The sequence below is a fragment of the Mesorhizobium sp. P3_A9 genome, assembly GCF_056402975.1.
The window spans coordinates 1-3,295 of record NZ_JBFUGJ010000505.1 but is presented as its reverse complement, the minus strand read 5'-3'; the positions used below and the strand labels follow the sequence as shown (position 1 = coordinate 3,295).

At 62.2% G+C, this 3,295-nt stretch carries 3 protein-coding genes; all 3 read right to left on the bottom strand.

Features of this window, described 5'->3' with window-relative positions; all coding sequences use genetic code 11:
• Positions 1–69: 69 nt before the first annotated feature.
• Positions 70–444, bottom strand: coding sequence for a hypothetical protein (locus AC1DX0_RS33430; protein WP_477219470.1), 375 nt, complete (start codon positions 442–444; stop codon positions 70–72).
• Between the two features lie 242 nt (positions 445–686).
• Positions 687–2,294: a carboxyl transferase domain-containing protein gene (locus AC1DX0_RS33425; RefSeq protein WP_477358638.1), complete on the bottom strand. Its 1,608-nt coding sequence runs from the start codon at positions 2,292–2,294 to the stop codon at positions 687–689.
• Between the two features lies 1 nt (position 2,295).
• On the bottom strand, positions 2,296–3,295 hold a 1,000-nt coding region (locus AC1DX0_RS33420), incomplete at its 5' end, for an isovaleryl-CoA dehydrogenase (RefSeq protein ID WP_477358636.1).

Below are 3,295 nucleotides of genomic sequence, written 5' to 3'. Positions count from 1 at the left end.
GTCCGGCAGAACAGAGGGGCGTGCCATCTCCCTTACCAAGGGAGTACCCGGTTTGACGCCCAGTTGTCCCTATTTTGACAAAGCGATCTCGCAACCGCCGCCGGTTGTGACCTTGTAGTGGCTGCGGGTGGCCAGGCAGGATTTCATAGCCAGGTCTTCTGCTACCTTTACCGATGGCGCGTTGAGGTGCGCGCCGCAGATTATGTAGGATGACATTATCCGAGCATAGGGCGTTGTCGCGTACGCTGAATGGCCGCTGGCTGCCACATAGGCCTTGTAGGTTCTGGTGCAGGGATCTTTGGGATTTTGCGGCAGGTACGGTGGGAAACGCTGGTGTCCCTCGCTTCCTGCCAGCGACCCGGCTATGCCCACACCGGAAGCCGCGAACACCAGTAGTGCAGAAAGTATTGCTGTAGACGCTTTCCGCAAATATTCCGTCGTCATTTTTTTCCCATCCCCGTTGCATAGTGCGGAACGAGAAATAGCAACTATTTTCCATCGCTGCCAGCTTCGTGGCCAAGGCTCGCAATATTGTGAGCGGATGGATGGCCTCATCCAAAAAGCACACTTTTCGCCGGAGGCAGCAATGGTCGACCAGTATAGTTTCGTCATGTGCGATGGCATCGACGTCGAGTTTCGCGGTTTGGCCGGTGCGGGTGCGCATCCCGTTGTCGATGCCGTGCATCTYACATCCTGAACACGCCGAAGCGTGTYTCCTCGATTTCRGCRTTGAGCGCGGCMGACAGGCTGAGCGCCAGCACCTCGCGCGTCYKCGCCGGATCGAYGATGCCGTCATCCCACAGGCGCGCGGAAGAGTAGAGCGGATGGCCCTCATGCTCGTATTTCATCAGGATCGGCTTCTTAAATTTTGCTTCTTCCTCGGCGCTCCATTCGCCGCCCTTGCGCTCGATGCCTTCGCGCTTGACCATGGCAAGCACGGTTGCCGCCTGCTCACCGCCCATCACCGAGATGCGCGCGTTCGGCCACATCCACAGGAAGCGCGGGGAATAAGCGCGGCCGCACATGCCGTAATTGCCGGCGCCGAATGAACCGCCGATGATGATTGTCACCTTCGGCACCCTCGCGGTGGCAACCGCCATCACCAGCTTGGCGCCGTCCTTGGCGATGCCGCCTGCCTCGTATTTCCGGCCGACCATGAAGCCGGTGATGTTCTGCAGAAAGACAAGCGGGATCTTGCGCTGGCAACACAGCTCGATGAAATGCGCGCCCTTCAGCGCGCTTTCGGAAAACAGCACGCCRTTGTTGGCGATGATGCCGACCGGCATGCCATGGAGATGGGCAAAGCCGGTGATCAGCGTTGCGCCGTAGTTCTGCTTGAACTCGTCGAACTCGGACCCGTCGACAAGGCGCGCGATCACCTCGCGCGCATCGTAGGGCTGACGCAGATCCGTCGGCACGATGCCGTAGAGCTCATCTGCCGGATGAAGTGGCAGAATCGACTTCTGTAAGTGCAGGCTTACGGTCTTGTTCCGATTCAGGTTTTTTACGATGCGACGGCAGATGGCGAGCGCATGGTCGTCATCCATCGCATAGTGGTCGGCGACGCCGGAAAGCCTGGTATGAACGTCCGCGCCGCCCAGATCCTCGGCGCTGACATCCTCGCCGGTGGCCGCCTTCACCAGCGGCGGGCCGCCGAGGAAGATGGTTGCCTGGTTGCGCACCATGATCGTCTCGTCCGACATCGCCGGCACATAGGCGCCGCCGGCCGTGCAGGAACCCATGACGCAGGCGATCTGCGGGATGCCGGCGGCAGACATGTTGGCCTGGTTGTAGAAGATGCGGCCGAAATGCTCACGGTCGGGAAACACCTCGTCCTGGTTGGGCAGGTTGGCGCCGCCGCTGTCGACCAGATAGATGCAAGGCAGATTGTTCTGCAGCGCGATCTCCTGTGCGCGCAGGTGCTTTTTCACAGTCAGCGGGTAGTAGGTGCCGCCCTTCACCGTGGCATCGTTGACGACGACCATCACCTCGGTGCCTTCGACACGGCCGATGCCGGCGATCATGCCGGCCGACGAAATCTCCTCGCCATACATCGACCACGCCGCGAACTGGCCGATCTCGAGGAAAGGCGAACCGGTGTCGAGCAAYTGTGCSAGSCGYTCGCGCGGCAACAGCTTGCCACGCGAGACGTGGCGCTCGCGCGCCTCRTCCGAGCCGCCGCGCTCGACGGACGTGGCTTTGTCGGCGATGTCGGCGACCAGTGCGCGCATGCGTTCGGCATTGGCGCGAAAGGTGTCGGAGGAAGGCGAGATCTGGGTTTGGAGGACGGCCATGCTACACCCCCTCCGCCATGATCTCGCGGCCGATCAGCCAGCGGCGGATTTCGCTGGTGCCGGCGCCGATCTCGTAGAGCTTGGCGTCGCGCAGCAGGCGTCCCGCCGGATAGTCGTTGATATAGCCGTTGCCGCCCAGCAGCTGGATGGCATCGAGTGCCATGAGCGTCGCCTTCTCGGCGGCAAACAAAACGCAGCCGGCGGCGTCCTTGCGGGTGGTCTGGCCGCGATCGCAAGCGGCGGCGACGGCATAGACATAGGCGCGAGCCGCATTCATCACCGTATACATGTCGGCCAGCTTGCCTTGCACCAGCTGGAATTCGCCGATCGGCTGGCCGAACTGCTTGCGCTCGTGCACATAGGGGATCGCCACGTCGAGGCACGCCGCCATCAGGCCGATCGGGCCGCCGGCAAGCACCGTACGTTCATAGTCTAGTCCCGACATCAGCACCTCCACGCCGCGGCCTTCTTCGTGCAGGACGTTGTCGAACGGCACCTCGACATCCTCGAACACCAGCTCGCCGGTGTTGGAGCCGCGCATGCCGAGCTTGTCGAGCTTTTGCGCCACGGAGAACCCGGCCATCGTCTTCTCGACGATGAAGGCGGTGATGCCGCGCGATTTCCGCTCCGGGTCGGTCTTGGCATAGACGACCAGCGTATCGGCGTCCGGCCCGTTGGTGATCCACATCTTGGTGCCGTTGAGCACATAGCGGTCATTGCGCTTCTCGGCGCGCAGTTTGAGCGAGACAACGTCGGAGCCGGCGCCGGATTCCGACATTGCCAGCGCACCGACACGCTCGCCCGAGCACAGCGGCGGCAGGAATTTTTCCTTCTGCGCCGGCGTCGCCCAGCGGTTGATCTGGTTGACGCAGAGGTTGGAGTGGGCGCCGTAGGAGAGACCGACCGAAGCCGAGGCGCGSGAAATCTCTTCSACCGCRATCACATGGGCGAGATAGCCCATGCCGSTGCCGCCGAAATCGGGATCGGCGGTGATGCCGAGC

Bases quoted from the DNA above. Each gene is read 5' to 3' on its own strand.
- AC1DX0_RS33430 (WP_477219470.1), bottom strand. From the start codon at position 444: ATGACGACGGAATATTTGCGGAAAGCGTCTACAGCAATACTTTCTGCA.